Source organism: Chitinophaga varians (assembly GCF_012641275.1).
GTDB lineage: Bacteria > Bacteroidota > Bacteroidia > Chitinophagales > Chitinophagaceae > Chitinophaga > Chitinophaga varians_A.
In genome coordinates, this window is sequence record NZ_JABAIA010000001.1 from 3056954 (window position 1) to 3083666 (window position 26713).

General features: G+C 48.2%; 24 protein-coding genes. 12 read left to right on the forward strand and 12 right to left on the reverse strand.

Annotated features, from left to right (window positions below; genetic code table 11):
- Positions 1-5: 5 nt before the first annotated feature.
- Entirely contained in the window at positions 6-278 is a 273-nt protein-coding gene (locus HGH92_RS12515; protein ID WP_168871047.1) for a hypothetical protein, read from the reverse strand.
- Positions 279-731: 453 nt separating this feature from the next.
- On the opposite strand from HGH92_RS12515, the gene HGH92_RS12520 reads away from it, so the two are divergent.
- Entirely contained in the window at positions 732-1343 is a 612-nt protein-coding gene (locus tag HGH92_RS12520) for a helix-turn-helix domain-containing protein (protein ID WP_168871048.1), read from the forward strand.
- Positions 1344-1385: 42 nt separating this feature from the next.
- Here the strand turns inward: HGH92_RS12520 and HGH92_RS12525 are convergent, their stop codons facing one another.
- On the reverse strand, positions 1386-1925 hold the full coding sequence (locus HGH92_RS12525) for a 5' nucleotidase, NT5C type (protein ID WP_168871049.1): 540 nt from the start codon (positions 1923-1925) through the stop codon (positions 1386-1388).
- A gap of 81 nt (positions 1926-2006) precedes the next feature.
- Between HGH92_RS12525 and HGH92_RS12530 the strand changes: the two genes are divergently transcribed.
- Together HGH92_RS12530 and HGH92_RS12535 are read left to right on the forward strand one after the other, a co-directional pair.
- Entirely contained in the window at positions 2007-2753 is a 747-nt protein-coding gene (locus tag HGH92_RS12530; protein WP_168871050.1) for a DeoR/GlpR family DNA-binding transcription regulator, read from the forward strand.
- A 35-nt stretch (positions 2754-2788) separates the two neighbouring features.
- On the forward strand, positions 2789-3943 hold the full coding sequence (locus HGH92_RS12535) for an MFS transporter (protein WP_168871051.1): 1155 nt from the start codon (positions 2789-2791) through the stop codon (positions 3941-3943).
- A 35-nt stretch (positions 3944-3978) separates the two neighbouring features.
- Here HGH92_RS12535 and HGH92_RS12540 read toward each other — a convergent pair whose 3' ends face one another.
- Genes HGH92_RS12540 through HGH92_RS12550 form a run of 3 tightly spaced genes read right to left on the reverse strand, consistent with a single transcriptional unit; the run spans position 3979 to position 5816 of the window.
- Complete coding sequence (locus tag HGH92_RS12540) at positions 3979-4593, reverse strand: hypothetical protein (RefSeq protein ID WP_168871052.1); 615 nt, start codon at positions 4591-4593, stop codon at positions 3979-3981.
- Between the two features lie 6 nt (positions 4594-4599).
- A complete protein-coding gene (locus HGH92_RS12545) occupies positions 4600-5526 on the reverse strand; it encodes a DUF692 family multinuclear iron-containing protein (protein WP_168871053.1) in 927 nt (308 codons plus the stop codon).
- 50 nt (positions 5527-5576) lie between these two features.
- The gene (locus tag HGH92_RS12550) at positions 5577-5816 is read right to left on the reverse strand and encodes a hypothetical protein (protein ID WP_168871054.1); all 240 of its coding nucleotides are present in this window, start codon (positions 5814-5816) and stop codon (positions 5577-5579) included.
- 387 nt (positions 5817-6203) lie between these two features.
- On the opposite strand from HGH92_RS12550, the gene carB reads away from it, so the two are divergent.
- Together carB and HGH92_RS12560 are read left to right on the forward strand one after the other, a co-directional pair.
- Positions 6204-9020, forward strand: coding sequence for a carbamoyl-phosphate synthase large subunit (carB, locus tag HGH92_RS12555; RefSeq protein ID WP_168871055.1), 2817 nt, complete (start codon positions 6204-6206; stop codon positions 9018-9020).
- A gap of 441 nt (positions 9021-9461) precedes the next feature.
- Positions 9462-11558, forward strand: a complete 2097-nt coding sequence (locus HGH92_RS12560; RefSeq protein WP_168871056.1) for a ComEC/Rec2 family competence protein — start codon at positions 9462-9464, stop codon at positions 11556-11558.
- 3 nt (positions 11559-11561) lie between these two features.
- On the opposite strand, the gene HGH92_RS34020 is transcribed toward HGH92_RS12560, so the two are convergent.
- A complete protein-coding gene (locus HGH92_RS34020) occupies positions 11562-11693 on the reverse strand; it encodes a hypothetical protein (RefSeq protein WP_262888758.1) in 132 nt (43 codons plus the stop codon).
- A 293-nt stretch (positions 11694-11986) separates the two neighbouring features.
- Between HGH92_RS34020 and purH the strand changes: the two genes are divergently transcribed.
- From purH to HGH92_RS12575, 3 genes are all read left to right on the forward strand, one after another.
- A complete protein-coding gene (gene purH / locus HGH92_RS12565; protein WP_168871057.1) occupies positions 11987-13501 on the forward strand; it encodes a bifunctional phosphoribosylaminoimidazolecarboxamide formyltransferase/IMP cyclohydrolase in 1515 nt (504 codons plus the stop codon).
- A gap of 133 nt (positions 13502-13634) precedes the next feature.
- A complete protein-coding gene (locus HGH92_RS12570) occupies positions 13635-14195 on the forward strand; it encodes an RNA polymerase sigma factor (protein ID WP_247654875.1) in 561 nt (186 codons plus the stop codon).
- Entirely contained in the window at positions 14188-15387 is a 1200-nt protein-coding gene (locus HGH92_RS12575) for an energy transducer TonB (protein WP_168871059.1), read from the forward strand. The genes HGH92_RS12570 and HGH92_RS12575 overlap by 8 nt, the downstream gene beginning before the upstream one ends.
- Positions 15388-15392: 5 nt before the next feature.
- Here the strand turns inward: HGH92_RS12575 and HGH92_RS12580 are convergent, their stop codons facing one another.
- The 6 genes from HGH92_RS12580 to mutY all read right to left on the reverse strand — a co-directional run bounded on the left by HGH92_RS12580 (position 15393) and on the right by mutY (position 21379).
- Positions 15393-16769 carry a LutB/LldF family L-lactate oxidation iron-sulfur protein gene (locus tag HGH92_RS12580; protein ID WP_168871060.1) on the reverse strand — a complete coding sequence of 459 codons (1377 nt, stop codon included), beginning with the start codon at positions 16767-16769 and terminating at the stop codon, positions 15393-15395.
- A 122-nt stretch (positions 16770-16891) separates the two neighbouring features.
- Positions 16892-17458, reverse strand: coding sequence for a DUF3109 family protein (locus tag HGH92_RS12585; RefSeq protein WP_168871061.1), 567 nt, complete (start codon positions 17456-17458; stop codon positions 16892-16894).
- A gap of 75 nt (positions 17459-17533) precedes the next feature.
- Positions 17534-18136, reverse strand: coding sequence for a hypothetical protein (locus HGH92_RS12590; RefSeq protein ID WP_168871062.1), 603 nt, complete (start codon positions 18134-18136; stop codon positions 17534-17536).
- A gap of 29 nt (positions 18137-18165) precedes the next feature.
- Positions 18166-19485: a gliding motility-associated protein GldE gene (gldE, locus tag HGH92_RS12595; RefSeq protein WP_168871536.1), complete on the reverse strand. Its 1320-nt coding sequence runs from the start codon at positions 19483-19485 to the stop codon at positions 18166-18168.
- Between the two features lie 160 nt (positions 19486-19645).
- Entirely contained in the window at positions 19646-20107 is a 462-nt protein-coding gene (locus HGH92_RS12600; protein WP_168871063.1) for a single-stranded DNA-binding protein, read from the reverse strand.
- Positions 20108-20305: 198 nt separating this feature from the next.
- Positions 20306-21379, reverse strand: coding sequence for an A/G-specific adenine glycosylase (gene mutY / locus HGH92_RS12605; RefSeq protein WP_168871064.1), 1074 nt, complete (start codon positions 21377-21379; stop codon positions 20306-20308).
- A gap of 219 nt (positions 21380-21598) precedes the next feature.
- Between mutY and HGH92_RS12610 the strand changes: the two genes are divergently transcribed.
- From HGH92_RS12610 to HGH92_RS12625, 4 genes are all read left to right on the forward strand, one after another.
- On the forward strand, positions 21599-21886 hold the full coding sequence (locus tag HGH92_RS12610; RefSeq protein WP_073084475.1) for an HU family DNA-binding protein: 288 nt from the start codon (positions 21599-21601) through the stop codon (positions 21884-21886).
- Positions 21887-21909: 23 nt separating this feature from the next.
- Complete coding sequence (locus tag HGH92_RS12615; protein WP_168871065.1) at positions 21910-22752, forward strand: tetratricopeptide repeat protein; 843 nt, start codon at positions 21910-21912, stop codon at positions 22750-22752.
- Between the two features lie 454 nt (positions 22753-23206).
- Positions 23207-24757 carry an Rne/Rng family ribonuclease gene (locus HGH92_RS12620; RefSeq protein ID WP_168871066.1) on the forward strand — a complete coding sequence of 517 codons (1551 nt, stop codon included), beginning with the start codon at positions 23207-23209 and terminating at the stop codon, positions 24755-24757.
- Positions 24758-24958: 201 nt separating this feature from the next.
- Positions 24959-26683 carry a murein L,D-transpeptidase gene (locus HGH92_RS12625; RefSeq protein WP_168871067.1) on the forward strand — a complete coding sequence of 575 codons (1725 nt, stop codon included), beginning with the start codon at positions 24959-24961 and terminating at the stop codon, positions 26681-26683.
- Positions 26684-26713: the final 30 nt, after the last annotated feature.

Sequence of the window (26713 nt, forward strand, 5' to 3'; positions counted from 1 at the left end):
CCTGGTTATCTCGGATTGCGGAACTTGATCGCAGACTTCCAGAAAGTGTTGTACACTTCGTCCATGATTTCCACGATGCGTTTTTTCTCCGCGCTGCTCAGAAAAGAGCTTTGTTTGGTTTTGTCGGCCGGGCCGCGTCCTTCTTTGGCGCGCATTTTCCGGTAAAAGGTAGGCGTGCTCCAGTTACAATCCTGACATACTCTTTCCCGGAAGAGGGCAGCCATGCCCGAAAACTTTTCATGAATGGAAAATAAAAGGTTGGGTGTTTCCTTACTCATAGCAACAGACTTTTATGATGAACAGTGACACCAATTATGCTGTACTGCCGGTCGCAAAATGAGATTAATTGTAGCTATCAGCAAATACAGTTATAACTGTGAAATTTATCAGCATAAAAATACACTATTTGTTGTTATGATTCACCGGCAATCCTTTGTGGTATTGATTTTGGGGTGTCCTGTGGACAAATTTCCGATCAATTTCAACGGATAATTATCATCCTGATAATCGATCATTTGTTCTTCATCTTTTCCTATCATTTTATCATGATTTCGATCAAAATGATCGAAAAATAATTTTTTTTGCCTACGTATATGCATAAAAGTTAGCCTTTCTGATCATTATGCCACTTCCTGTGATCATTTTATTATTTTTTAACTCGATTTGATAATTTTATTTACGAAATGAAAGATTAATTGTTATATTATACCATTATTTATAAAAAAGGATAAATGATGCAGTCGAGTTTGATACATATGGGCCAGCGATTAAAGCAGATACTGAAGCAGAAAAAAATCAAAATCATCGATTTTGCAAAAATGGCCGGCTTCACCAACCAAATAGCCCATTACCACCTGCGGAACAGTGATATGAAGCGGGTCAACCTGGAACGGTTTTGCGACATTATCGGCATCACGCCTGATGAATTTATCCGGTGGAACGGCACTATGCAACTGGCCAACGGGAAAAGCATACATCATGGCAACCGCCTCCAGCACCTGATTGCGGAGAAAGGACTTAACAAAAGCAAACTTGCGGAACGCCTGAACATGAGCCGGCGGACCATGTACAACGTCTTCGAGAAAGAAACATTTTCTCCGGATGAACTGGACCGTGTGGCCCGTGGACTGGACATCACAACGGAAGCCTTTCTGAATCCCGGCACAACGCAGGAGACAAGGCAAACAGACAGCGAAGAAATGATGATGCTGCGGGAGAAATATTATAAAATCCTGGAAGAGCATACCCAGCTGCTGAAGAACTACACTGCCCTGAAAGATGATGTGCTCAAAATGAAGAAGGAGCTGGCCACCCTTCGTAAAGGGAAAACGAAGAAGGGGTGATGATCTTCTGTAACCAGCCGGTATTGTTATCCCCCATTGTGGTTATACCCGGGCAGCCGGTACCTCTACTTCCAAAGCTGCTGCTACTTCTTCCCAGTTGTGTACGCGCTCGTAATCTGTCAGATGAACATTGTGCGGAGCTGTAAACAACAACTGTCTTCCTTTAAAATGACGCAGATTCTTGTCGTAATCATCAATCATGATATCGGCATTGACAATGGTTTTGGAACCGCAGAGCACAATATTGTGCCAACTGATGAATGGAAAATGTTCATGCAGCCATTCCAGCTTTTCCCTGAGCGACTGTGGAAACTCCATCGCCGCTGACACAATAAATACCTCGTACTTCTCCATCAGGGCCTTGATCACCTCCTGGCTGCCCGGCATCACCGGCGCGGTCCGGAAAAATCCCGGCGTAAGTAAAAACTTCCGTACGCTGCCATCGGGCAGTATTTCGCCTTCCGGTATGCCGTGTAACGACTGCGGGTCCAGCTTAATTCCGTTCGCCGCTTCATAATATGATAAATAATGGCTGTAGATGTCCGCCATTACATTGTCCATGTCTATTGCTATTCTTGCCATATTTTGCGATTTATTGCAAATATATGCAAATTCTAGCAGAATATTGCAAAATGTTTCATAATATTGCATAAAATAGCAAGCATGCTGAAAGAGGAAAGACTTGATTATATATTAAAGAAGCTGCAGACGGACCAGAAGGTATTGCAGACAGAACTGAGTTCTGACCTGCAGGTATCAGAAGATACGGTAAGACGTGACCTGGAATCGCTGGCACAAAGCGGACAGTTGATCAAGGTGAGAGGTGGCGCTATCCCGCACTCCCCCAATCCCTATTCCTTCAAAGAGAGGATCGAGCGGCATGCGGCCGATAAACAACATATGGCCGTTAAAGCCCTGAGATTGCTGCATGACGGGCAAACGGTACTGATGGACGGAGGTACTTCCACACTGGCGTTAGTGAAAATATTACCCCCCAATTTGCGGCTGACCATCATTACTAACAGTGTTCCCATCGTTACCCATTTAATAGAGCACCCCACCATCGAAGTGATATTTACCGGCGGCCGCATCGGTAAAAACTCACAGACCGCCACGGGCATGGACACCATCCGCACTTTACAGAAGATACGGGCAGACCTGGCTTTTGTGGGTATCTGCAGCCTGCACCCGGAAGCTGGCGTAACTGGCCTGGACCTTGAGGAAGCAGATGTGAAAAGTGTAATGGTGGAAGCGGCCAACAAAATTGTGGCGTTGGCCACCAGCGATAAAATGGATACGGCGGAACCGTTCAAGGTCTGTGAGATCACCGGCATTGACGTGATCGTGACCGACAAGCCCGAATTGCCTTTATTTAAACCTTATCAGGACCTGGGCATCCAGGTGATATAACGTTAAACGGAAACCACACTCTGAATTACACAACGATGTTACAGAATTTGTCAGTACCGGTGATACATAAGAGAGGCGCCCGCATTGCGGTAAGCGCATTGTTTTTTCTGACCGGTTTGTGTTTTGCCAGTTGGGCATCACGTATCCCGGACATACAGCAGTCCATGCGTCTAAATGATGCAGGGCTGGGCAGCGTTTTGCTGGCATTGCCTGTCGGATCGCTGATTTCACTGCCGGTGGCAGGTATCCTGGTTTCGCGCTTCGGCAGCAAACAGGTGCTGCTGATCGCTGCGGTGGCCTATGCTGCTATTTTACCGGTACTGGGACTGGCGACGGCTCCCTGGGAACTGATCTCCTTTCTCGTGTTTTTCGGTTTCTGCGGCAACCTGGCCAACATTGCGGTCAACACGCAGGCAGTGGCAGTGGAAGCGATGTATGGCCGTTCTATTATGGCTTCCTTTCACGGGCTATGGAGCGTGGCCGGTTTTACCGGTGCGGCTATTGGCGCCACTATGAGCGGACTGCACGTTCCGCCGGTATATCATTTTCTGCTGATCACCGGTATTTCATGGACACTGGTGTTGCTGACCATGCGGCATATTGTGCAACAGGACACCAACGTACAGGCCAATCAGCCACTGTTTGTCAAGCCAGATCTTTTCCTGTTGACACTGGGCATTATTGCCATGTGTTCCATGATATGCGAGGGGACTATGTTTGACTGGAGCGGTGTGTATTTCCGCCGGGTTGTGAAAGTTGAGGAAGGGCTGGGGGGCGCTGGTTATGCGGCCTTTATGGGCACGATGGCGTCGGGCCGTTTTGTGGCTGACTGGGTGATAACGCGGTTGGGTACACGAAAAGTGCTGATCATCAGCGGAGCGCTTACTGCCGCCGGGTTGCTGATAGCAGTGGTTTTTCCTTACCTGGTAAGTGCCATGCTGGGCTTCATGCTGGTGGGCGCAGGTGTTTCAGCGGTCGTACCGCTGGTATACAGTGCCGCCGGCAAGTCAAAAGTATTGTCGCCCGGGATGGCGCTGGCAGCGGTTTCCACGATTGGTTACCTTGGCTTCCTGTTTGGTCCGCCGCTGATTGGTTTTGTGGCGCAGGCCACCAGCCTGGCGGTATCCTTCTCGCTGATTGCCGTGATGGGCGCCACTATCGCCGTTATGTCCACCCGTATCAAAGTATAAATAGCGTGTAGCCTGGGACGTACCCTGATTCCGGGCTACACCGAATGTAGTGTGGCGGTGCTGAAAGTCATTTCTTCACCGCTGTAATCGATGATCAGCAGCCAGTCGCCGGCGGCCGGCGTTTTTTCGGGTAATCGAAGTGCTGACAAGGCTTCCAGCAGCGGGCCTGGTTCATGGTCAAAAGGAATATATCTCACTTGTGAAGCGGCGTCCTGTTGCTTCGGTAGAAATTTCAAGGCAATGATAGCGGTCTCCATCCGCAGTATTTCCGGCAGGTATAATAACTGCAGGTGGCCATCGTTTATTTGTTTTTCCAGGTAGTCTGTAAAGAGCTCAATCTCCCGTTTGAACTGGAGATCAGATTGCCGGCATGCCTCCCAGAAAGCCGTGGCCAGCGGCATCAGCCTGTCGCCCAGTAACAGGCAGGTATAAGGCAGCAGCGTATAGATAGGCGTGATACGGTTAACGCGGTACAGTGTGCAATTCACTGACATGCCACGCTGGAACACGACGGTCTCTAACCGCTTTCTTTCGCGATCGGTGAGATCATAAGGGGAGAATACTTTATCCGGTTGCTGCCTGGCCTCCACGCATAATTCCGGGGATGCGATCAGTGCGGCCAGTGCCCGCTGAAAGGAGAGGAGTGACATGATCGTTTATATATGATATTGATTCCACACTGCTTTTGCCCTGTTTAATTCGCGTGTAACGCCCTCGAACTGTAGCAGGTGAAAATAGGATTCATGAAATTCAAAGGTGATGCCGCAAAGATTGGGTACTAACGGTAACGTATACTCGAGCAGTTCCCACACCGCTTCGGGGCAGGGCCCTGCGTGGGAGTCGGTGTACATGCCCGCCATTTCATTGCCGCCGGCGATATGGATTTCCACCACTTTGTCGAGGTCCAGTCCGGTGATGAAGCTACGGGCATCAAAGCCGTGGTTTACGGCGTTCGTATATACGTTATGGATATCGAGCAACAATCCGCAGGAGGTGTCTTTCGATAATTCGTTGAGGAAAGCTGTTTCGGAAAGTTCCTGATCGGGGAGGTCAATGAAGCAGACGTTGTTCTCTACCAGGAAAGGGGCTCTGATGCTGCGGCTGATGGCGTTGATACGGCCATCGATCATATCCAGCACTTCGTAGTCGTATGGCACGGGTACGGCCATGCCGGCATTGTGTTCCTGCCCGTTTTCATCGTGTACTTTCACGAAAGAGAGATGGTCGCTGTGCCACACAAAGGAGTAGCGCTGGTGCCATTCTTCCATTTTGCGCAGGTAGGCCATATCGAAGACGCCGGCGCTGCCCAGTGAATAGGAGATATTGTGGGCGGTGAGCGGATAACTGTCAGCTAGTTTTTGGAGTACGGCCATCCAGCTGTCTATTTCTTCAAAGCGGTGAGGGTGGCCGTTGCCGAGGTCTGACCAGAACATGTCAGGGATGATTTCCACATAGTCGCAGCAGGAAGGCTGGCTGTCGAGGTATAGCTCCAGGGAAGGATTATACAACAAACCTACGCCCAGCCTGGGGATGGTTTTTTCGTATAACCGGCTGGTGTGGCCGGTAAGTGTGAAGGGGTACATGGGAGCGGTGTTTTAAAAGGCCCCGCTCCGGAGAGCGGGGCGGTGATACGTTAGTGGCCAACGGCGGTTCCTTTGATGGTCGCCATTTTGTCGAGGTCTACTTTCATAACATGTTCCAGTTCTTCCCGGATGTTGAAGTGAACACCTGACAGGCAAGCCTGACAGCCACGGGGGTTAATTTTTGAAATCACCATTTCCTGTAGTTTGGCGATATCGGCCATCTTGGTGCCTTTGGGCACGGTAAGGTTTACCTGGCCATCAGTTCCATAGTGAACTTCTGCTGTACGCATGACATGTGGTTTTTGGGGTGATAAATGATAGATATGAAATGACAGATATACTAATGAAAAAAAAGCTGCTCGATCGATTGCCGGTCATTTGGGGTTGATGTACTAACAGGACCTAAAGGTAGGATATTCTACTATGATAGCACAACGTAATTGTACGGAAAAATACAGGCCGTATTTCTCCTGGAATCCGCCTCTGCCGTGGCGTTTTATAAAACAAATATTGTATGTGAAAAAAGCATTCTATCATCTGCTCCGGAAAATTCTTTCCTAAAAAATGAAATTTTATTCCATTATTAAATTTCAAATGACGTAACTTTGCACGATTTTTTTGGTCCCTCGTACGGCATTAAAATCAATGTGGTTTTTCATTTTCAATAGATTACAAAAATGCCAAAAGACTCATCTATCAAATCTGTCCTCATTATCGGATCTGGTCCCATTATTATTGGTCAGGCTTGCGAATTTGACTATTCTGGTTCCCAGGCAGCACGTTCGTTGCGGGAAGAAGGAATTAAAGTGATTTTGATTAATTCCAACCCGGCTACCATCATGACGGACCCTATGATGGCCGATAAGGTTTATTTGCTCCCATTAACTGTGGAAAGCATTGAGCAGATTCTGGAAGAAAACCAGATTGATGCCGTATTACCTACCATGGGTGGTCAAACAGCACTGAACCTTTGTAAAGAGGTAGATGAGCTGGGAGTTTGGGAAAAGTATAATGTTCGCCTGATCGGGGTAGACATTAAAGCGATCGACAAAGCGGAAGACCGTGAACAGTTCCGCCAGTGGATGATCCAGATCGGTATCCCTGTAGCGCCTGCGAAAACAGCTAACTCTTTCCTGGAAGGTAAGGAGTTTGCACAGGAAATCGGTTTCCCGCTGGTGATCCGTCCTTCTTTTACCCTTGGTGGTACCGGTGGCGGTTTTGTACACAGCAAAGACGAGCTGGACGAAGCGCTGGACCGTGGCCTGAAGGCTTCTCCCATCCACGAAGTGCTGGTAGAGAAAGCAGTATTGGGCTGGAAGGAATACGAACTGGAACTGCTGCGTGATAAAAATGACAACGTCGTTATCATCTGTACCGTGGAAAACCTGGACCCGATGGGTATCCATACAGGAGACTCCATTACAGTGGCCCCAGCCATGACCCTGAGCGATACCGCTTTCCAGGACATGCGTAACAAAGCCATGCTGATGATGCGCGACCTGGGCAATTTCGCCGGTGGTTGTAACGTACAGTTCTCCCTCAATCCTGAAACAGAAGAACTGATCGCAATTGAGATCAACCCGCGCGTAAGCCGCTCTTCCGCACTGGCATCCAAAGCAACCGGTTATCCTATCGCGAAAATCGCTGCCAAACTGGCTATCGGTTATACCCTCGACGAGCTGGAAAACCAGATCACCAAAACCACTTCCGCTTTCTTTGAGCCGGCGCTGGACTACGTGATCGTAAAAATGCCACGCTGGAACTTCGACAAATTCAAAGGCGCAGACGACACACTGGGCCTGCAGATGAAATCAGTAGGTGAAGTAATGGCTATCGGCCGCACTTTCCCTGAAGCCCTGCAGAAAGCCTGCCAGAGCCTCGAGAACGATGCGCTCGGCCTCGGCTACTACGGCAAGTCGCTGATGAAGTCTGAACAACTCATCGAAAAACTGAAACGTCCAACCTGGGACCGCATCTTCCGTATTAAAGATGCCCTGATGGCCGGCGCTTCTGTAAAACATATTCACCAGCAGACTTACATTGACCGCTGGTTCCTGCACCAGATACAGGATATCGTGAATCTGGAAAAACAACTCGGAGAACATGACCTGGAAAGCGTTCCAGCTGATATGCTGAGAGACGCCAAAAAAATGGGCTTCTCAGATGCCCAGCTGGCGGTGATCTTCGGCAACTGTGAAGAACACGAAGTATACGAAAAGAGAAAAGCGAACAACATTGTACGTACCTATAAAATGGTAGATACCTGCAGTGCTGAGTTTGAAGCGAAAACACCGTACTTCTATTCAACTTTTGATACAGAGAACGAAAGCAAGGTAACCGACCGCAAAAAAATCATCGTACTGGGTTCCGGTCCGAACAGGATTGGCCAGGGTATTGAGTTCGACTACTGCTGTACCCATGGTCTGCAGGCCATCCAGGATTGCGGCTATGAAGCAATCATGGTAAACTGTAACCCTGAAACTGTATCTACCGACTTCGACATGGCAGACAAACTGTACTTCGAGCCGGTATTCTGGGAGCACCTGTGGGAAATCATCGAGCTGGAAAAACCTGAAGGGGTGATCGTTCAGCTGGGTGGCCAGACAGCGCTGAAACTGGCGAAACGCCTGGAAGAAAAAGGGGTTAAGATCATTGGTACTTCCTTCGATAACATGGATATCGCAGAAGACCGTGGCCGTTTCTCCGACATGCTGAAAGACCTGGGTATTCCTTATCCGAAATATGGTACTGCCTATAATACTGACGACGCTATCGAAGTAGCGAAAGAAGTAGGTTATCCGGTACTGGTGCGTCCGTCCTACGTATTGGGCGGCCAGCGTATGCGTATCGTGATCAACGAAGAAGAACTGGAACAATCAGTATTAAGCCTGCTGCGTCACCTGCCGGGCAACAAGATCCTGATCGACCACTTCCTGGACCGTTGCCAGGAGGCTGAAATTGACGGTATCTTCGACGGTACAGACTTCCACGTAATGGGCGTGATGGAACATATTGAGCCTGCCGGCATCCACAGTGGTGACAGCCATGCGCTGCTGCCAGCCTTCAACCTCACACCGATTGAAGTGACTACCATGGAGTACTACGCAGAGAAGATTGCCCGCGCACTGAATATCCGTGGTTTGATCAACATCCAGTTTGCGATTAAAGGCGGACAGGTATATGTAATTGAAGCCAACCCACGTGCTTCCCGTACTACACCGTTCATCGCCAAAGCCTACCAGGTGCCTTACCTGAACATCGCTACCAAAGTGATGATCGGGGATAAGAAACTGAAAGACTTCAAAATTGAAAAGAAACTGACTGGCTTTGCCATCAAAGAACCAGTGTTCTCCTTCAATAAATTCCCGGGCGTAAACAAAGAGTTAGGCCCTGAAATGAAGTCCACTGGTGAAGCTATCCGCTTTATCAAAGACCTGAGGGACCCTTACTTCCGTCAGTTGTATAAAGAGAAGAGCATGTACCTGTCTAAATAAAACAGGTGGCAACATAAAAAGAAAAAGCCCGTCAGTATAATGCTGACGGGCTTTTTCTTTTTATGTTTTAATATGTGACAGTGATAAAAAAAACAGAGCCTGATAAAGATCAGGCTCCTTCTTTTCCCTCAAAATAACCATTAAAGACACGACTATTGAATCTTGATACGACACAAATAGCGTGACCGGTAATGCATTTTACAAATAATATTATATTTAAAGAAGATGTTAACTAATCAATAACAGATTTGCAAAGTAGTTATATTTAATATATTAATATTCAATATTATAAATATTATTAAAAAATAATTCGTTAATTCCGTTAACATGTCCTGAACCAAAAATTACCTAGTTATCATATCTTTTTCGCATGTGCTGTTTTTGCGTTTTTAAGACGGTTTAATTCTTACATTTAAAGACGTTAAAGTTGACCCCTTTTTTATGCAATTTGAATCATCCATGTTTGTCGCCGCATGTTGGAAACGTGCGCCCTTTCTGCGATTGACGGTCCCTTTTATGGCCGGCATCAGCATACAGTATAATGCGCCCCTCCCGGCATTGTCGCTGTATATCCTTATCCTGGCTGCATTTGCAGCTTTGTTGTTCATACGTTTGCTACCGGTTGCATACCGTTATCATTACTCGTGGGCGAGTGGTATTCCTGTTTTTATACTGCTATATGGCAGCGGGGCGATGTTGCTGGTTTCTGCCGGTATCGGGCAGACGGACAGGGACGTTTCCGCATGGCCTGACAGTGCGCAGTACTGGTTGGCAAAGGTAGAAGAACCTTTACAGGAAAAACCCCGTTCCCGGAAAACGCTGCTGACAGTAACTGCTGTATATGCTCAGGGCCGCTGGAGGACGTCCGGAGGACGTTTATTGGCCTATTTCAGCAAGGATAGCCTGTCAGCGGGATTGATGTATGGTTCAGTGGTATTGTTGTCAAAAAGGCCGGTTAAAATCACAAACAGCGGCAATCCCGGCGCATTCGATTACCGGCAGTATTGTGCTGCGCAGCAACTGTACCATCAGGTGTTCCTGAAAGAGCGCGACTACCGGCAGTTGCCCCGTCCGCAGCCGCGAGACCTCACCGCCTGCCTGCTACAGGCGAGGGATTTTTGCCTGGAGCAACTGAAAAACCGCATCGGGAAAGGTGCTGAAGCAGGTATGGCGGAAGCCTTGCTGATAGGCTACCGGCAGGACCTGGACCCGGAGGTGGTAAATGCCTATAGCAATACCGGCATTGTGCATATTATTGCGATCTCCGGGATGCATCTGGCTTTGCTGTATGCCTCCCTGCTATGGCTGCTGCGCTGGCTCCCGTCCCACAGGGCGGCGAACATCATACGGGCGCTGCTATTGTTAACTGTTTTATGGGGTTTTGCCCTGTTGACAGGCGCCTCTGCCTCCGTGCTCCGGGCAGCGGTGATGTTCTCCGGTATTACGGCCGGTAACCTGTTGCTCGGCAGGAAAGCCAGCACTTACAACATGCTGGCCGCCTCGGCATTTGTGCTGCTGTGTTATCATCCGTGGCTGGTCATGGATGCTGGTTTCCAGCTGTCCTATCTGGCGGTGCTTAGTATCCTGTTGTTTTATGACGCGATATACAAACTATGGCGGTTGCAATCGTGGTGGGCCAAGCCCGTCTGGCAGCTGACGGCGCTTTCGCTTGCTGCACAGATACTAACATTGCCGGTATCGGTCTACTATTTTCACCAGTTCCCGGTTTATTTCCTGCCGGCCAATCTGATAGCGGTACCGCTGTCTACCGTCGTGATATACGGGGAAATACTGCTGTTGTTCCTGGCTCCTTTTGATTCTTTGGCCGGATGGGTGGGAATGGCCCTGCGCTGGTTGATATACACGATGAATATGGTTGTGGCATGGTTGGGACAACTACCTTTTGCCCTGGTAGAGGGCCTGCAATGGAGCCTGTTGCAAACAGGCTGTTGTTATCTGCTGATCACAGGGATGGCAGTATGGCTGTCGGGCCGCCACCGTCGTGGCTTTTGGCTGGCATTGTCTGCCTGCTGGATAATGATGGGGGACCAGGCTGTCCGGCATATCATCAGCCGGCAGCGGAGGCAGCTCATCATCTATAACGTTCCCGGCTATACGGCAATAGACTGCATCAGTCAGGGAAAAGTGCAGTTCATGGGGCATGACAGCATCTGGAAAATGCCGGCAGCAAAACAATTACAGGCTGCCCGGGCTGCCATGGACGTACAACCGGGAATGGTGGCAGACTTAGAACAGCGTGGCCGCTATCTCTGCGTGGGCCGGAAACAACTGGTGGTGCTGGACAGCATATTGCCAACATTGGTACCTGTACAACGGTTGCGGGTAAACTATCTGTTGCTGAACGGGAATCTCAATATGAAGATGGACCGGGTACTGGCATGGTACAGCGCCGACACTGTTATTTTCGGCGGCGCCTGCCCGCCCTTTCGTATCCGACGCTGGGCTGAAGCCTGCACTTCTTCCGGGATACCGTTTTACAATATCCCGGAAGAAGGAGCATTCATCATGCCTTTCTGATAATTATTGTTGGGGCAAACGGGCTTCCAGTGCTTTGATCTGTTTTTTCATCCCGATCATGTGAAGCGTCATTTCTTCCAGCTTCTTCAGTAACTGCCGGTTCATTTCTCCCAGGTCAATACCATCGGCGGCCACTTCAGTGGCGGAAGGAATTTCCGAAAGATGCTGATGGGTGCGGATAAACGCTTCGGATTTCTCCCTGTAAAAACATAGGAGGGACAGACATTTCGCAGGTGATTTTTTAAAGTTGGTTAAATAATTTAGATGGGAAATTAATTTTTTTTGGTTGGCTAATGCCGGATTCAGGGCCTTTCCCCGTTATTCCCCATTAACCGGAAGTGGAAAAGTGATCCTTACGTGTTAACTTTGCGCAGCTTTTCGGTTCCGGACCAGGGGCCTATGTTATTAAAATTTCTAATGTTTCCTTCATGCAAAAGCAAATTAAATCAGCGTTGATCTCCGTTTTCTATAAAGATAACCTGGAGAACATTGTTAAAAAATTAGGTGAACAAGGTGTGACCATCTATTCTACTGGTGGTACCCAAAAATTCATTGAGGAACAAGGTGTAAAATGTGTGGCAGTAGAAGATCTGACTGCTTATCCGTCTATCCTGGGCGGTCGTGTGAAAACACTGCATCCTAAAGTATTTGGTGGTATCCTGGCCCGCCGCGAAAATCCCCAGGACCTGGAACAGCTGAAACAATACGAGATCCCGGAAATTGACCTGGTGATCGTTGATCTGTACCCGTTTGAAGAAACTGTGAAAAACACGACTGAAGAACAGGCCATCATCGAAAAGATCGACATCGGCGGCGTATCGCTGATCCGTGCTGCCGGTAAGAACTTCAAAGATGTGGTGATTGTGGCTTCCAAAGATCAGTACGCCGACCTGGAAAAAGTGCTGACAGAAAACAACGGCGCCACTTCCCTGCAGGACCGCAGAAACTTTGCTGCTAAGGCATTTGAAGTATGTGCCCACTATGACGTGGCCATCTCCCAATATTTCCTGAACAACGAACCCGGTGATTACTTCCAGGTGTCCGTTCCGCAGGGCCAGGTGAACCGTTATGGTGAAAACCCGCATCAGCGTGGTATTTTCTACGGTAACCTGAACGATATTTTCAACAAACTGCATGGCAAGGAGCTTTCCTTCAACAACCTGGTAGACGTAGATGCGGCCTGCCAGCTGATCCAGGAGTTTACTGAAACCACCTTTGCCGTTATCAAACATACCAACGTATGTGGCATCGCTTCCCGTCCTACCCTGAAAGAAGCCTGGGACGCAGCATTGGCTGGTGATAAGGAAAGTGCTTTTGGGGGCGTACTGGTATGTAACCAGCCCATTGACAAAACCACAGCGGAAGCCATCAACGAAATCTTCTTTGAAATCCTGATCGCTCCCGGTTTTGATGCAGAGGCCCTCACAGTATTGCAGGCCAAGAAAAACCGTATCCTGCTGGAACAAAAACAGCCGGTGAAAAGCAAGTACATGTTCAAAAACGTACTGAACGGCGTACTGCTGCAGGACAGTGACAACGGGAACTATAAAGAGTGGAATGATGTAGGCGCCCAGGCAGCTACCGCTGCACAAAGAGCCGATCTGGAGTTTGCCAATATCGTGTGCAAGCACCTGAAGTCCAACGCTATCGCGCTGGTGAAAGACAAACAACTGATTGGTAAAGGCTGTGGCCAGACTTCCCGTATCGATGCGCTGCGTCATGCTATTGAAAAAGCCGGCCAGTTCAGCTTCGGACTGAAAGGTGCTGTGATGGCTTCCGACGCCTTCTTCCCATTCGATGATTGCGTACGCATTGCACATGAACAGGGAATTGAAGCTGTTATCCAGCCCGGTGGTTCCGTTCGCGACAACGATTCTGTAGAATTCTGCAAACAACACGGTATGGCCATGGTAATGACCGGTATGCGTCATTTCCGCCACTAATCCCGTTTACATACAAAAGATAAAAGCGGAGATCATTTCCAGAAATGACCTCCGCTTTTTTTTAAGAAAAATTGGCGCCATTGCCTGAAAATAGCTAGTATTGTTATTCATGGCCTTTATCAAGCAAAATATCATGCAGGATACAGCAGATGCGGACCTTGTCCGGGAGTACCAGACTTCCGGCAATCTGGAGCTGCTGGCTGCCCTCTACCAGCGTTATATGAACCTGGTATATGGTGTATGCCTGCAATATTTTGATGAAGAAGGCAGTAAGGACGCCGTTATGCAGATCTTCGAGGAACTGATCGACAAGCTGAAGCGGCATGAAGTACAGAACTTTAAAAGCTGGCTGCATGTTTTGTCGAGGAACCACTGCCTGATGAAGCTCCGGTCCATGAAAAACAAGGAATCGCTGCAGGTAACCATCGAAGATGATTCCCCCCTTATGGAAAACGGAGAATTGGCGCATCATGACCACGAAGTCACGCTGGAAGACAATCTCCAGTCCATGGAAAAATGCCTGGAGACCTTGCCAGAAGAGCAAAAACGCAGCGTCAACCTGTTTTACCTGGAGGAAAAAAGCTACCGGGAGGTAGCTGCGCTCACCGGGTATGAGATGAATAAGGTGAAAAGCTATATCCAGAACGGAAAGCGGAATCTTAAAATTTGTATGGAGCAACAACAACATGCCTGATAAGCACGCACATAACAAACCTGCCGTAAGCGCCGAGCTTATCCGCCAGTACCTGGCCGGAGAGCTGGATGATAAGGCCATGCACGACCTGGAACGCCAGGCGCTGGATGACCCGTTCCTGGCGGATGCGCTGGAAGGTTATGCGTTGCATGCCCCTGATCAGCAGGCCCAGCAGGAAGACCTGATGGCGCGGCTGACAGAGAGGGTGGCTCCTCCTAAAGCTGTAGTGCGCCCGTTTTACCCCCGTTTAGCAGCGGCGGCAGCTATTTTGCTTCTGCTCTTTACCGGCGGCTGGTACCTGTTCCGCGAGCAGCAGCGCAGCACAACAACACCTATCGCACAGGTGGATACCAGGCGCGATGTGGCCGTACCGGATACAGCTGCTCGGGCCACGCCTGAAATAGCCATGGTGAAACCGGCTGATACCAATAGTAACAGCGATCAGCAACCTGCACCTGTTGCAAGACAAAGTGCGCCGGCGCTGGCAAAAGCCGAAGAACCTGCTGCTGATATCAGTGCGGCTGATGAAAGACTGGCGGAAAGACCTTTGGAACGCAGAGCTTTAAAACAGGTGCCGCCACCGGCCACGTTCTCTGCGCCGGTGCCACCACCGTCCGCTGTTGCCGCTTCCCCTGTAACGGACAAACAATTGAGCGAGATAGTTATCGCACATCCGGACTCCTCTGCTATGGCTTATGACAAGGAAAAAAGTGCCGACCTGAAAGACGTGAAAGTAACTGGCTTCGCTGCCCAAAACAAAAAGGCAGGCGTCTCCGGACAGAATGATTCCATTCATCCTAATGCAGACGGCTATGAGGTAGCCGGCATTTTGCAAGGCAGGGCTGCCGGTGTGGTCACGTCCAATGCCGGCCTCAGAAAAAGGAAAGCGGCGATTGTGCCGGGAGATACGCTGCCATCGCCGGTTAACGGCAGAACAGCCTTTCAGCAATACCTTGCCGAACATACCGCTAATCCCGGCGGGTTTAATGGCGTAGTACGTATATCGTTTACCGTTATGCCGGACAGTACATTGCAGGACATTAAAGTAGTGCGGAGCGTGCATGTGAACGCAGCCTGTGAAGCGGAAGCGATCAGGGTGGTGAAAGAAGGGCCCTTATGGAAGCCTGCAGCAGACGGAAAGCCTGCCAACGTAACATTGGATGTGATATTTAAAGAAAAAACAGGCCAATAATTATATCAGCCTTTCCTTTCTTTCCATTGCTGGTTAAAGGATTTGGCAGCAAACACCGGCAACTCACGGTTTTCTCCCCAGCTTTTTGCGAAGAATTTACGGAAGAAGAAATTTTTCATTTTACCACTGGCCATATTCATCATTTTACGGCTGTTGCATCCCTGTTTCCATACAAACCAGGCAAACTTTTCTCCGCCTGAAGTATGGTTTTCCTCCACTGCCTTCTGGCGGTTGTGAAGCAACAGTTCATGCAGATTGATACGGACAGGGCATACTTCAGTACAATTACCGCAAAGGGAAGATGCAAAACTGAGGTGCATATAGTTGTCCATCCCTTTGAGATGGGGGGTGATAACAGAGCCGATTGGACCGCTGTAGGTGGTGGCGTAGCTATGGCCGCCGATGTTTTTATAAACGGGGCAGGCGTTGAGGCAGGAGCCGCAACGGATACAGTAAAGGCTTTCACGGGCGGCGGTGTCCTGAAGGATATTGGTACGGCCGTTGTCCATCAGGATAACGTACATTTCTTCAGGGCCGTCTGTTTCACCTTCCTGGCGCGGGCCGCTGAAGATGCTGTTATATGCCGTTACTTTCTGGCCGGTGCCATAGGTGGCCAGCAGTGGCCAGAACAGCGCCAGGTCTGCCACAGAAGGCAGTACTTTCTCGATGCCTACCAGTACAATATGTGTTTTGGGGAAGGCGGTGCTCAGGCGGGCATTGCCTTCATTTTCCGTAACGGCCACAGAGCCGGTATCAGCGAGGATGAAGTTGGCACCGGTAATGCCTATTTCCGCTTCCAGGTATTTTTGTCTGAGTTTTTCGCGGGCAACAAGTGTCAGTTGCTCAGGAGTGAGGTCCGGCGGCGTGCCCAGTTTTTCCGCAAAGAGACGGGCCACATCTTCCTTGCTTTTATGCATGGCCGGTGTTACAATATGATAAGGCGGTTCGCCGTCCAGCTGCTGGATATATTCTCCCAGGTCGGTTTCCACGCATTCAATATTATGTTGCGCGAGAAAGTCGTTCAGGTGAACTTCCTCTGTGGCCATGGATTTGCTTTTGACAATGCTTTTGCATTGTTTGGCCTGGCAGATGGCGAGGATTTCCTGTTGTACCTGTTCGGCTGTTTCGGCCCAGATAACTTTGCCGCCACGTTTGGTGAAGTTCATCTCAAATTCTTCGAGATGGTTGTCCAGATGCTCTATAGCTCTCCACTTGATGTTCTTGGCCCTTTCACGCGCTACCGGCAGGTCTGCAAACTGCTGTTTACCGACTTTTACAGCGGCATTATATTTTCCTATGTTGAAGTTGATCGTCTGGCGGTGACCGAGATCTAATGCTTTTTTTTCACTTGCTTCGAGGAAAGTGGAGGCTGTTTGATGCATAAGCAAACGATAATTCCTTGATAAATATAGCGTATTTAAGCATTGCGTGATAGCCGCTGCTCAAATAACTCCTTCTGAATCATTAAATAACAAAATCTCAACAATCCAAATCAACGGGTGATTTAGTATTTCTTGGTGGCGATTTTATCCAGCACTTCATAAAATTCCGTGCCGTATTTTCTGATAATAGCATCCTTCAGGAATCGGTATACCGGAACTTTCAGGGACCGGCCGTTTTTACAAGCAGGTTTGCAGATGTCCCAGCGGTCATAATTAACCGCTTCAAACGACTCATATTTTTTTATCCGGATGGGATAGAGGTGGCAGGAGATGGGCTTTTTGAAATCCACTACGCCGTCGTTGTATGCTTTTTCGATGCCGCAGCCTACGATGCCATGTTCATCGATGGAGGCATAGGCGCAGATGCCTTTGTTCACGATAGGCGTCACATATCCATATTCCTTATCGGTGGTGTTGGTACCGGTACGTTCAATTTCGTCGATACCTTCCTGCCGCAGGTAGGATTTGATCTTCGGGTAGATTTTCTTCAGGGTTTTAGTTTCGTCTTTGTCAAGGGGAGCGCCGCAGTCGCCCGCTACACAGCAGGCGCCTTTACAGGCTGACAGATTGCATACGAACTGCTCTTCAACTACTTCGTCACTAATGTATTTATCGTCAATGATAATCATCGGGTTATGGTCTTTTGTTTGTCCTGTGGGGGACGAACAAGCATTTAAAGACCACAAAGTTACGTGATTGCCGGCTTATCTCCAGCGGAGGGTTTCCACCAGGTGCCACATATCTTTTTCCAGGAATGCGTTCACAGGCGCCAGGGAGTCGGCCTGAGGAGGGGCATAGAAGTAGAGAGCGCCCCGCAGGAAGTGTTGTACGGAGTCGGTGGCAAAGAACTGTTTGGCAGAGGCTGCGTTGCCGCCTACTTCATAGAAGGTGCCGGCAACATGGTTGGGCGTATGGATTTTGTTTTCGTCAATGTATTCCGCCTTGTAGGTGTGTTTGTAGGTCATTTTATAGGCATCGTCCACCAATTGCTGGAAGCTGTTGCCTTTGCCGATGATTTTATAGCTGAGATATATTTTACCGTTCAGAGTGGGGAAATCGATATTGATCCAGTAAGGATTTTCAGGCTTTTCCCCAAAGAAGGAGGTATCTTTTACCACGTTGGCGTATACCGGATATTCAAAGGTATACGGGTAGCCAGGCACATCGAAGGTCCGGTATTTTTTTTCCGGGAATTTCATCAGGAAGAAGCCCCTGGGCTTTGGCGTGGGCGGTGTGTTGCATGCAACGGCCAGGATAGTGATCAGCAGGGACAGGAGGGCGGCGCCCTTTCCTTTGAAGTATGGCATTTTTTCTGAAATCGTTTAACAGGGCTGGATTACGCTTCTTCGGCGGCGTCCGGCCGTATGGTGACCTGTACTTTCTGGATGCGCATTTTAGTGACTTCCAGTACAGTGAAATCGTAGTTGTTGTAATTGATAACGCTGTTTTCCTCCGGAAATTTTCCTGCCAGTTCGAGGATGAGGCCTCCGAGGGAGTCGCTTTCGCCTTTTACTGATTCGAAGGTTTCCGGCGGGATGTTCATGATACGGCAAACGTCGTTCAGCATGGTTTTGCCTTCAAAAACGTAGGTGAAGTTGTCCAGTTTGCTGTAGTTGAATTCTTCCTCATCAAATTCATCTTTGATATCGCCGATCACTTCTTCCATGATGTCTTCGAGGGTAACGATACCGGAGGTGCCACCGAATTCGTCTACCACTACCGCAAAGTGCATGCGTCTGCTCTGGAACTCAGAGAGGAGGTCTTCGATCAGTTTGTGGCCGTGTACAAAAAAAGGCTGGCGCATTACTTCGTGCCAGTCGAATTTATTCCCTTTATCGAGGTGGGGGAGCAGGTCTTTGGTATGGATGACGCCCACGATGCTGTCGAGGTTGCCCTTGTATACCGGGAGGCGGGAGTAATGCAGGTCTGCCACGTATTTGATCACTTCTTCAAAGGTGCTGTCATATTCAATCCCGTTTACATCGAGGCGGCCGCGCATGATCTGTTTAACGGTGATATTGCCGAATTTGAGAATGCCTTTGAGGATATTTTTCTCTTCCTGGGATGCGGTGGGGTCCACACTCATTTCAATGGCTTCATCAATTTCGTGGTAATTGACGGGGCCGGCGCCGCGGTGAAACAGGCGGGCTTCAATGCTGCCGCTGATGCCAACGAAAAAGTCGCTGACAGGTTCCAGGGTGGCATGAATGAGGCTGACGAACCACGCGAAGTAGGTAGCGAAGCGGATATTGTTCTGGGCTGCCCATACGCGGGGGAGTATCTGTCCGAAAAACAGGAGAATGAGGCAGATCATTGAAATCCTCACCACAAAGGACACTACCGGCAGGGTTTGCAGGTCTTCCATTTGTGTCACCAGGTAATTGGTGATCATGATAAAGGCGATCATGAGGATGATGCCGGCAATCTGAAGGGATGCCAGGAGTGATTTTGGTTTTTCCAGCAGTTTGGTAATCAGTTTGCCGGAGGTGTTCTGTCTTGTTTTGAGCACGTTCAGGTCCTTGTAGTTCAGGGAAAAGAACGCTACTTCTGCACCGGAAACGATAAAGGTAAGCAGCAGTATTACAAAAATAACAAGTAGGAATACCACCATGTTTGGCGTTGCGATAGGTGTATTTACTTGTAACAAACAGGACATGTTGCTTGCCGAGAGGATCTCCAAGATATTTAGCTTTGATGTAATCAATCAAAAAAACAGGAAAGGTAATTCACACAACTACATTTCCTTGCACGCAAATATAAGTAATGTCCCTATATGGGATTACGTACTTTCGGAAACTTAATATTTTATCAGATGACTAAAAAGGCAGATCGTCTGCGGGCTCGTTCAGCGAAGGGGGAATTTCCATATTGTTTGCGAAATTGTCTCCGCTTGAAGATCCTGAACTGCTGTGGTGAGGTATGGGGTGGTCTGAGCTGTTGAGGTCCATGCGTTTGTCCAGCATAACCAGGTTGTCTCCTACAACTTCAGTTGCGAATTTTTTGTTGCCTTCCTTGTCTTCCCAGCTGCGGGTGCGCAGGCGTCCTTCAATATAGACCAGGCTGCCTTTGTGAAGGTACTTCTGGGCCAGCTCTGCCAGTCCGCGCCAAAGCACTACTGTATGCCATTCTGTTTGAGAAATAAGTTTTCCCGCCCTGTCTTTAAAGGTTTCGGTGGTAGCCAGGGAAAACTTCGCTACTGCGATGTTACCTTCGAGAAACTGCACGTCCGGGTCTCTGCCTAAATTGCCTATCAGAATTACTTTATTAACACCTCTCATAGTTGTAGGTTTTTTTAGTCTATTGTTAAAAGGTTCTTCTTTTATAAATAAACAACCTTCTTAAAGTTAATATTTTTTTCCAATCGACGGTGAAAAATTTCTTGCTGGCAGCGTGTTAAGCATGAATGGCCGCATGTATTATAACTTCCTGTAATCTAACCAAATAATGAATTTTAATTTTTTAATATATGTTTCATGTTAGAACAATTGCAGCTTTTTACTTTGCAAAAAGGCGGTGATGGTTTTTGGAAATGCGTATTTATCAAGTGTTTTGCGGGAAACGAGCTGGTAGTCGCCGGGTGGCAGCGCCTGCTTTATTTCGAGGGTAAAGAAGCGGCTGTGGATGGTTTGATGGGTAAGTTGCTGTTTTTGCGGGGCGGAGACATTAATGACTGTAAAAGGTGTTTTACCGAAAAGCTGCCGGAAGGTGTCATTTTTCCGGAGTTCGTCGAGCTCTGCCGCCTCCGGCGTTTCGATCAGGATAAATTCGTGCAGGTTTTGCCAGATATCTTTTTCGGTCCTTTTCCGGATATAGATTTTATCGTTGAATTCCACGAGGAAGTGGTTGAAATAACGTTTTTTGATCTGGAGTTTTTTGGATTTTACCGGGAGAACGTCTACCAGTTGCTGCTGGCGGGCCAGGCATTTCCGGTTGAGCGGACATTCTTTGCAATTGGGTTGTTGCGGTTTGCAGACCACTGCGCCGAAGTCCATAATGCTTTGATTATAAGCGGCTGGTTGGTCAGCGGGCAGGAGTTCCTGCGCCAGGTCGCCGAACTGTTTTTTACCGGCGGTGCTGTCTATCGGCGTGTCGATGGCAAAGTAGCGGGAGAGGACGCGGTATACGTTGCCGTCCAGCACTGCATAGGGGAGATGGAAGCCGAAGGAGGCGACAGCGGCGGCTGTGTAGGCGCCTATTCCTTTCAGGGCCTTGATCTGGTCGTAGGTACCGGGAAATTTGCCTTTATAGGTAGTGGCAATTTCCCGGGCGGCCGCCAGCATGTTTTTGCAGCGGGCGTAGTACCCGAGGCCTTGCCAGAGGCGGAATACTTCTTCTTCCGGGGCCTGGGCCAGTTTGGTGGCGGTGGGATAGTGCTCAATAAATTTCTGGTAGTAGGGTAATCCTTGTTCCACGCGGGTTTGCTGGAGGATAATTTCGGACAGCCATATCCGGTAGGGGTCTTTTTCACCCTTCCAGGGCATGGTACGGGTGTTGCTGAGCTGGTTCCACTCCAATAATTTTTCTGTAAAAAAAAGTCGGGAATCGGCCATTTATATATTATTTTAATAAAATTATTTAGTAAATTGATATGGTAAAAGCTGTCCTAAAACCCTATGGAGGTACACCAGATACCGTTTCCGGGCCTGCAAATAAATGTAAATTATCATCAATACAGGTATAAGAAAAAATGATAAAATTTATTTGCTTAAAATTCAGCAATTAAAATTTTTAAATTAACTTTGAGAGTAAAGTAATCCTCTCGCTTTCATATGAGAAAAGCTGATTTAATAAACAACATTGCTGAAAAAACCGGCATCCCCAAAGTAGATGTTTTAGTCACACTGGAGGCTATGTTTAAAGAGGTGAAAGAAGCTCTTGCCAACGGTGAACACATCTACATCCGTGGGTTTGGCAGTTTTATCACAAAGAAAAGGGCCGCCAAGATTGGCCGCAACATCAAGAAGAACGTAGCGGTGGAGATTCCGGAGCATTTTATTCCGGCGTTCAAGCCATCTAAAGAATTTGTTGCTGAGGTAAAGAAGCTTAAAAGTTCTTAGTTTTGCAGCCTAATCTTTAGGCGATGCGAAAGTCACAAGTTCTCCTGGTTGGTGCAGCTGTAGCACTATTGGTGGTTTTATATGCTTTTGGCCGTACTGTACCCCGGTCAGATAAGCAAGCTATGTCAACTGCCGCTCCTATGCAGGGCGGTCAGGGTGTAGAGCCTATTGCCTTTTCCGAACTACTGGAAACGGCGAAAGGGAAGATTCCTGCTGAAAAATTATTATTAATCAACACGATTGAGACCAACGTTGTACGCGGGGACGTGAAAGCCCAGCAAATAGCTGCGTACAAACAGTTGTATAATACCTGGGACAGCCTCAACCAGCTTCCTGTGGCGGCTCATTATCTTGGCGAAGCCGCTAAGTTGGAAAATTCCGAAAAAAGCCTCACCTTTGCAGCCAATTTGTTTCTGGCTCACCTGCAACATGCTCAGGATCCACGAATTGCAAAATGGGAAGCCGACCAGGCTAGCGCACTGTTTGAACAGGCGATTCAGCTGAACCCGGCCAACGACACCCTGAAGATATCACAGGCCATGGTGTATATGAACACCGGCGAACCGATGAAGGGAGTTGCCAAATTGAAGGAAGTCGTAGCCAAAAATCCTGATAATATCGACGCACAGGTTACTTTAGCGAACCTGGCCATTACATCAGGCCAGTATGATAAAGCTATCGAAAGACTCGAAGGCGTGATGCAGAAACACCCGGACAATGCCAAAGTACTGTTTGTGCTGGCAGAATCCTACAGAAGCAAAGGCAACAAACAGAAAGCGATTGAGTTGTTTGAAAAAAGCAAACAGGCCATGACCGATCCGGAGTTGAAAAAAGAAGTAGACAGCTATATTAAGAGCATTCAATAATATTTTATTTTTTCCATCATTTAAAAACGTATAAGCGTATGCCTTGCGGTAAGAAAAGAAAAAGACATAAAATTGCCACTCACAAGCGTAAAAAAAGACTGAGAAAGAACCGGCATAAAAGTAAGAAGAAATAATTACTCCAGTTTCCCGCCATTTATACTAACCAGGTATTTCCCGGCGCGGTGGTCGGATAAAAAATTTTCATATACCCTGCATGATTCTGGCATTTAATCTTAAATTGCCTGAGTCATGCAGGTTGTTTCCATAGATCCCGCAACCAGATCCCCGGACGTTGCCTGCAGTGATCGCTGAACCCTTAAGCAATCCATCATCACATCGGTGAAGAATATGCTAACTTTATAGTGAGCTATTGTTTGGTATGCAGTAAGCTGTTCTTACATAGCTGTGTGCATAGCATAAAAGGTGAAGTTTTAAAGGTTAAAATTTTGGACGCTTGAACAAGGAACTTATTATAAATGCGGCTCCCACAGGTGTGGAAATTGCGTTACTGGAAGATAAAAAGTTAGTGGAACTGCATCACGAAAGCGGCAACCCTAACTTTGCAGTAGGCGATTTATACCTGGGCAAAGTGAAAAAGCTGATACCCGGCTTGAATGCTGCATTTGTGGACGTAGGCTTCGAGAAGGATGCCTTTTTACATTATACGGATCTCAGCCCCTATATCCGTTCCATTCTTAAATTTACTGCAACTGCCATCAGCGATAAAACACCTGAAGGATTTGATTTCACTAAGTTTAAAAATGAACCGGAAATAGTTAAAACAGGAAAAATCACTGACGTACTCGGCGGTAAACCCAACATCCTCGTACAGATCCTGAAAGAACCCATTTCTTCCAAAGGCCCCCGCCTGAGCTGCGAAATTTCTCTTCCCGGAAGATTCATCGTGTTAACTCCCTTTAACGATATTGTAGCGGTTTCTAAAAAAATCCATTCTTCCGAAGAAAGAAAAAGATTGCAGAAAATCGTGGAAGCCATCAAACCGCCTAATTTCGGCGTGATTGTACGGACCGCTGCGGAAGGAAAGAAGACAGCTGAACTGCACGAAGATCTGACCACGCTCGTTCAAACCTGGAAAAATATCCAGTCCAACCTGAACGGTGCCCAGGCTCCCCAGAAAATTCTGAGCGAGCAAACCAAAACCACCAGTATCCTTCGTGACCTGCTCAACGAGAGCTTCAACCGGATCGTGATCAACGATAAAAATATCTATACAGATACCAAAACGTATATCCAGAAGATCGCTCCGGAAAAGCAGGACATCGTTAACTACTACAATAACGGCTCACCCATCTTCGACAACTTTGGTATCACCCGCCAGGTAAAGGCTTCCTTCGGGAAAACCGTCAACCTCGACAGCGGCGTGTACCTCATCATTGAAGCAACGGAAGCCCTGCATGTAATAGACGTTAACAGCGGCTATAAAAGCTCGAGCAACAACCAGGAACAAAACGCCCTCGCGTCCAACCTGGAAGCTGCTGCAGAAATTGCCCGTCAGCTCCGGCTGCGCGACCTTGGCGGTATTATCATCATCGACTTTATCGATATGAAACTGCCGGAAAACAAAAAGACCGTTTTCGAAGCCATGGAGAAATTCATGGCGCAGGACAGGGCCAAACATACCATTCTGCCTATCTCCAAATTCGGGCTGATGCAAATCACCCGCCAGCGCGTAAAACCGGAAATCACCATTTCGGTGGCCGAAGATTGCCCCACCTGCCGCGGTACAGGCAAAATCGGCGCTTCTATGCTGATACTGGAAGATATCGAGAAAAACCTGCAATACCTCCTGAACCACCAACACAAAGGACTGACCATCCGCGTACACCCGATCCTGTACGCTTACCTGACAAAGGGCTTCCTTACCTCCAAACAATGGAGATGGTATTTCCAATACAAAAAGTGGATCAAACTCAAAGCAGACACCAACTACCACCTCACTGAATACCGTTTCTTCGACGCTAATGACGAAGAAATCAAACTATAAAACTATTTGAAGATTTGAAAATTTGGAGACCTGAAACAACTTTCAATATCCAAATTTTCAAATTTTTATTTTCATTTGTTAAATCCCAAATCCTCCTTCAAACTGTATATATTTCATACATTTATGCGATAAAGCAGTAGCTAATCCCATACTGTTTGTTGTCATGTTTGTTCTTGTTTCTTAATCACATCCATTACTCTTATGACCGTACGTTTTTACACGACCCTCTCTTTATTGGCCCTGATCATCCTCGTTGCCTGCCAACAAAACGGTGGCTTCCGCAAGAGGTTGAAAATCAGAGACACTACACATTATACAAAAGAGGCGTATATTGAAGAGACGCTGGACAGTAACCTGCTCAATAAATTCCTGGCAGGGAACACCAACTTTGACCAGTATGATGAATACATCCGCAATTTCTATCAGAAGCGGGGGTACCATTATGCCTGGATCAACAAAGACTCGTTGACAGAGCAGGCGGCCAACTTCATCAACATGATGAAAAATGATGCCTCCTATGGTATTAAAGACAGCAGCCTGATCAATCCGCAGTTGCAACAGCTGACCGATAGCCTGCTGCAAAGCGACGCCGGACTGCGCATCGCTGACACGGCCCGGCCACAGCTGGAAGTACTGCTGACCGCCCAGTTCTTTGCCTACGGCAATAAAGTATGGGGCGGCCTCACCGCTGATTCGGCCAAAGACCTCGAATGGTTCATCCCCCGGAAAAAAATAGATATGGAAAGCCTGCTGGACTCCGTGGTCCGCAAGAAATCCAATGCTTTTGAAGAAGACGAACCGGTGAACCGCCAATACAAACTGTTGCGCAACGAGCTGAAAAAGCTGGCTAACCTGGAAGCCTCTACGAAATGGGACTCCGTTCATATCGCCCAGAAAGCGACGTTCAAAAAAGGAGATTCTTCCCGGGTGATCGTTGCCGTAAAAAACAGGCTGACGGCACTGGGCGACCTGGCCGTTAATGACAGCAGCAGCCGCTTTACACCGGAACTGGACAGCGCGGTGCGTTCCTATCAGGCACGCATGGGCCAGAAAGTGGACGGCATCATCAAACAAACCACGGTAGACGCCCTGAATGTGCCATTGCAACAACGTATCCGTCAGATACTGGTGAACATGGAACGTTCCCGCTGGGTACCGCTGGAACCTACCACAGACTATATCCTGGTGAATATCCCGGCCTTTACCATGTATGTGTATGATAAAGGGAAACTGGACTGGAGCTGCAATGTGGTTGTTGGCAAACCGGGAGCCAATACGGTGGTGTTCTCCAAAGACCTGCGTTATGTGGTGTTCAGCCCTTACTGGAACGTGCCTCCGGGCATTCTGGCCAAAGAGGTGTTGCCGGGCCTTAAACGCAGCGGCAGCGGCTATCTGGCCCGTCAGAACATGGAGATCGTAGGGGCAAGCGGCAAAGTGATACCGTCCGGGTCCATCAATTTCAGCAAATATTCCGGTGGCAATTTCCCCTATATCGTGCGGCAACGGCCTGGTGGCAGGAACTCACTGGGCAAGGTGAAATTCCTGTTCCCCAACGAGTATAACATCTACCTGCATGATACGCCTGCACGCTATCTTTTCGGGGAGAATAAACGTTCCTTCAGCCATGGCTGTATTCGTATAGCCGAGCCGAAACATCTGGCGGAATGGCTGCTCCGCAAAGATTCCAGCTGGACCGAGAAGAAGATCGATGATGCGCTGAATGCCAATAAAGAAAGGTTTGTCACCGTGAAAGACAAGGTACCGGTGTTTATCGTTTACTTCACCGCCTTCGTGGACAGCAAAGGAAAACTGAACTTCCGCGACGATGTGTATGGTCACGACACAAGACTGGCCGCTACCTTGTTCGGCAACAGCACCCCCAAACCGGAGAAAGTTGATTCATCCGGCAGCCAGGAAAAATACTAGCGTAAAAAAAAGACATGTCCGCGGGCATGT

Bases quoted from the DNA above. Each gene is read 5' to 3' on its own strand.
- HGH92_RS12540 (WP_168871052.1), bottom strand. From the start codon at position 4,593: ATGTCACTCCTCTCCTTTCAGCGGGCACTGGCCGCACTGATCGCATCC.
- HGH92_RS12550 (WP_168871054.1), bottom strand. From the start codon at position 5,816: ATGCGTACAGCAGAAGTTCACTATGGAACTGATGGCCAGGTAAACCTT.
- HGH92_RS12570 (WP_247654875.1), top strand. From the start codon at position 13,635: ATGCAGGATACAGCAGATGCGGACCTTGTCCGGGAGTACCAGACTTCC.
- HGH92_RS12520 (WP_168871048.1), top strand. From the start codon at position 732: ATGATGCAGTCGAGTTTGATACATATGGGCCAGCGATTAAAGCAGATA.
- HGH92_RS12610 (WP_073084475.1), top strand. From the start codon at position 21,599: ATGAGAAAAGCTGATTTAATAAACAACATTGCTGAAAAAACCGGCATC.
- HGH92_RS12575 (WP_168871059.1), top strand. From the start codon at position 14,188: ATGCCTGATAAGCACGCACATAACAAACCTGCCGTAAGCGCCGAGCTT.
- mutY (WP_168871064.1), bottom strand. From the start codon at position 21,379: ATGGCCGATTCCCGACTTTTTTTTACAGAAAAATTATTGGAGTGGAAC.
- HGH92_RS12515 (WP_168871047.1), bottom strand. From the start codon at position 278: ATGAGTAAGGAAACACCCAACCTTTTATTTTCCATTCATGAAAAGTTT.
- gldE (WP_168871536.1), bottom strand. From the start codon at position 19,485: ATGTCCTGTTTGTTACAAGTAAATACACCTATCGCAACGCCAAACATG.
- HGH92_RS12600 (WP_168871063.1), bottom strand. From the start codon at position 20,107: ATGAGAGGTGTTAATAAAGTAATTCTGATAGGCAATTTAGGCAGAGAC.
- HGH92_RS12590 (WP_168871062.1), bottom strand. From the start codon at position 18,136: ATGCCATACTTCAAAGGAAAGGGCGCCGCCCTCCTGTCCCTGCTGATC.
- HGH92_RS12530 (WP_168871050.1), top strand. From the start codon at position 2,007: ATGCTGAAAGAGGAAAGACTTGATTATATATTAAAGAAGCTGCAGACG.
- HGH92_RS12580 (WP_168871060.1), bottom strand. From the start codon at position 16,769: ATGCATCAAACAGCCTCCACTTTCCTCGAAGCAAGTGAAAAAAAAGCA.
- HGH92_RS12615 (WP_168871065.1), top strand. From the start codon at position 21,910: ATGCGAAAGTCACAAGTTCTCCTGGTTGGTGCAGCTGTAGCACTATTG.
- carB (WP_168871055.1), top strand. From the start codon at position 6,204: ATGCCAAAAGACTCATCTATCAAATCTGTCCTCATTATCGGATCTGGT.
- HGH92_RS12625 (WP_168871067.1), top strand. From the start codon at position 24,959: ATGACCGTACGTTTTTACACGACCCTCTCTTTATTGGCCCTGATCATC.
- HGH92_RS12545 (WP_168871053.1), bottom strand. From the start codon at position 5,526: ATGTACCCCTTCACACTTACCGGCCACACCAGCCGGTTATACGAAAAA.
- HGH92_RS12535 (WP_168871051.1), top strand. From the start codon at position 2,789: ATGTTACAGAATTTGTCAGTACCGGTGATACATAAGAGAGGCGCCCGC.
- HGH92_RS12585 (WP_168871061.1), bottom strand. From the start codon at position 17,458: ATGATTATCATTGACGATAAATACATTAGTGACGAAGTAGTTGAAGAG.
- HGH92_RS12560 (WP_168871056.1), top strand. From the start codon at position 9,462: ATGCAATTTGAATCATCCATGTTTGTCGCCGCATGTTGGAAACGTGCG.
- HGH92_RS12525 (WP_168871049.1), bottom strand. From the start codon at position 1,925: ATGGCAAGAATAGCAATAGACATGGACAATGTAATGGCGGACATCTAC.
- purH (WP_168871057.1), top strand. From the start codon at position 11,987: ATGCAAAAGCAAATTAAATCAGCGTTGATCTCCGTTTTCTATAAAGAT.